Origin of the sequence: Segeticoccus rhizosphaerae (genome assembly GCF_009192725.1) — a bacterium.
Classification (GTDB): domain Bacteria; phylum Actinomycetota; class Actinomycetes; order Actinomycetales; family Dermatophilaceae; genus Segeticoccus; species Segeticoccus rhizosphaerae.
In genome coordinates this window covers 1-2,576 of record NZ_VOHR01000438.1, presented here as the reverse complement: position 1 = coordinate 2,576, position 2,576 = coordinate 1, and the positions used below count along the sequence as shown (strand labels likewise).

The window sequence follows — 2,576 nt, the reverse complement described above, 5'->3', positions numbered from 1 at the left end:
TCGCGCCCCTCGAGGTCGCCGAGCGCGGTCACCGAGACGACGAGCGTGCCGGCTGGGGCGGAGGACAGGTCGCCGCCGAGCACCGGCACGCCGAGCTCAGCGGCTGCCTCGGCGAGGCCGCGTGTCATTGCGCGCACCCACGCGACAGGTGTCTGCGGATCGGCCACGAGGGTGACCAGCAGGCCGGTCGCCACCCCGCCCATCGCGGCGATGTCGGCGACGTTCTGCGCCACGCACTTGGCCCCCACGTCCTCGCCGCTGGACCACTCGTCCAGCCAGTCGCGTCCGCGCACCATCGCGTCGGTCGTCGCAAGGACGCTGCCGCTCGGAGCCTGTACCAGGGCGGTGTCGTCGCCCGGCCCGACCAGTACCGACGACCCGCCCTGCAGCAGCGGGAAGATGCCGGCCAGCAGCTCGTCCTCGCTCACGCCGGCGAGCACCGGGTCATCGGTGCCGACCTCGCGTCGCACCCGCGCCGAGCCCTTGCCGACCATGCGACCTCCCGTGAACGAATCGACCAGACGGCACGGTAGCGTCTGGCTGCATCAGGGCAGCACCCGCTGCCGTGTCTGCGCCCGGAGCCGTGCTCCGGGCTCGTATCCCCCACGGAGGCGATCCATGGTCCAGGCCTACATCCTCATCCAGTCCGAGGTCGGCAAGGCGGCCGCGGTCTCCGCGGAGGTCGCCGGCATCGAGGGTGTCGTCCTGTCCGAGGACGTGACCGGCCCGTATGACGTCATCGCCCGCATCGAGGCCCGCAACGTCGACGAGCTGGGCAAGATGGTGATCGCCAAGATCCAGGAGGTCCCGGGGATCACGCGCACCCTGACCTGCACCGTCGTGCACGTCTGAGGTCGCCAGCTCGCGTATGCCGTCCGCCCGCCGCCGCTTCGTCCTCCGGATTGCGGCGGTCGCCTGCCTGCCCGCGCTGCTGGGCGCGTGCGGCTCCGCCGTGGAGGTCATCCCACCGGGACAGGCGGGCTCACCGCTCTGCCACAAGGTCGGCGCTCGCTGGCCGGACACGGTGGCGGGCGAGGAACCGGTGCAGACCTCGTCGGACTCGCCCGCGGTGCACGCCTGGGGCGATCCGGCGATCATCGCCCGCTGCGGGGTCACCTCGCCGGGGCCGACCACGGAGCAGTGCTTCACCGTCAGCGGCGTCGACTGGGTCGGCCAGGAGCTGTCCGACGGCTACAAGTTCGTCACCTACGGCCGCGCGCCGGCGGTCGAGGTGCTGGTGCCGCGCGACTACGCCCCGGAGCCGCTCGTCCTCGGCGCCTTCACCCGCGCCGCCAAGGCGATCCCCCAGGGCCCGCACCACTGCCGCGGACCGAACTGAGCGGTGGTCCGTGCTCGATCCGGGCTGCTTTGCTCACCCCAGGCCGGTGTCGAGGCGGGTAGAAGCGGTTTGAGGTGAGCAAACCGGTGTGGAGTGAGCAGGGGCCGGTGTGGGGTGAGCAGGGGCGGGTCAGCGCAGGCCGACCCGGCGGTGCAACGCGAGCTGGATGAGCTCGTCGATCAGCTCTCGGTAACCCAGTCCCGAGGCCTCCCACATCTGTGGGTACATCGAGTGCGGCGTGAAACCCGGCATCGTGTTGATCTCGTTGAGCACCACGTCGCCGTGCTCGGTGTAGAAGCAGTCGACCCTGGCCAGGCCCTCGCAGCCGGCGGCCTCGAAGGCTGCCGCAGCCAACCGGCGGACCTCGGCGGCCACCTCGTCCGGGACCTTGGCGGGGCAGGAGAGCCGGACGTCCTGGTCGGCGAGGTACTTGGCCTCGAAGTCGTAGAACTCATGCCCCTGCACGACCTCGATCTCGCCGACCTCGCTCGTCCGCGGCGCGTCCGTGCCCCGGCCCTCGAGCACGGAGCACTCGATCTCGCGCCCGACGATGGCCGCCTCGACAACCACCTTGGGGTCGTGGAGTCGAGCAGCCTCGATGGCGGCCTCGAGCCGGGACGGGTCGGTGACGCGCGTGATCCCGACGCTCGATCCCGCCCGGGCCGGCTTCACGAAGACCGGGTAGCCGAGCGCGGCCACCGCGTCCATCGCGGCGGCCGGGTCGCGGCCCCACTGCCGGTCGGAGATCACCGTGTAGGGACCGACCGGCAGCCCTGCCGACGCGAAGACGACCTTCATGTAGTGCTTGTCCATCATCACGGCGGACGCGAGGACGCCGGACCCGACATACCTCGTGTCCGAGAGGTCGAGCATCCCCTGCAGTGTGCCGTCCTCGCCGAACGGGCCGTGCAGCAACGGGAAGACGACATCCACCTGCCCGAGCGCTCGGGGCGGCCGGCCGGCTTCCAGGACGGTCAGCGACCGCTCTCCGGTGCTGAGCGGGACGAGCACCCCGGAACCGTTGCCGTTGACCTCCGGCAGGTGGCCGGGGGCCAGCTCGAGCGCTGTCGGGTCGTCGTCGACCAGCACCCACCGGCCGTCGCGCGCGATGCCGATCGGGATGACGTCGTAGGCGTCGCGGTCGATGGCGCGCAGCACCCCGGCGGCCGTCGAGCAGGACACGACGTGCTCGGACGACCGACCGCCGAACACGATCGCGACGCGCGGGCGGGCGCGG

The 2,576-nt window shown here is 71.9% G+C and carries 4 protein-coding genes; 2 read left to right on the top strand and 2 right to left on the bottom strand.

Annotated elements, in window-relative coordinates; genetic code table 11:
• Nucleotides 1–494 (bottom strand): thiamine-phosphate kinase (locus FRW57_RS20260; RefSeq protein WP_238999512.1); only part of this gene is annotated, 494 nt, incomplete at its 3' end.
• Between the two features lie 124 nt (nt 495–618).
• Here FRW57_RS20260 and FRW57_RS20255 point away from each other — a divergent pair.
• Both FRW57_RS20255 and FRW57_RS20250 read left to right on the top strand, forming a co-directional pair.
• The gene (locus FRW57_RS20255) at nt 619–852 is read left to right on the top strand and encodes an Lrp/AsnC ligand binding domain-containing protein (RefSeq protein ID WP_137121819.1); all 234 of its coding nucleotides are present in this window, start codon (nt 619–621) and stop codon (nt 850–852) included.
• Nucleotides 853–868: 16 nt separating this feature from the next.
• The gene (locus FRW57_RS20250; RefSeq protein ID WP_137121818.1) at nt 869–1,339 is read left to right on the top strand and encodes a DUF3515 family protein; all 471 of its coding nucleotides are present in this window, start codon (nt 869–871) and stop codon (nt 1,337–1,339) included.
• Nucleotides 1,340–1,468: 129 nt separating this feature from the next.
• Here FRW57_RS20250 and FRW57_RS20245 read toward each other — a convergent pair.
• Nucleotides 1,469–2,576: D-alanine--D-alanine ligase family protein (locus FRW57_RS20245; RefSeq protein WP_152186907.1), on the bottom strand; the 1,108-nt coding region annotated here is incomplete at its 5' end.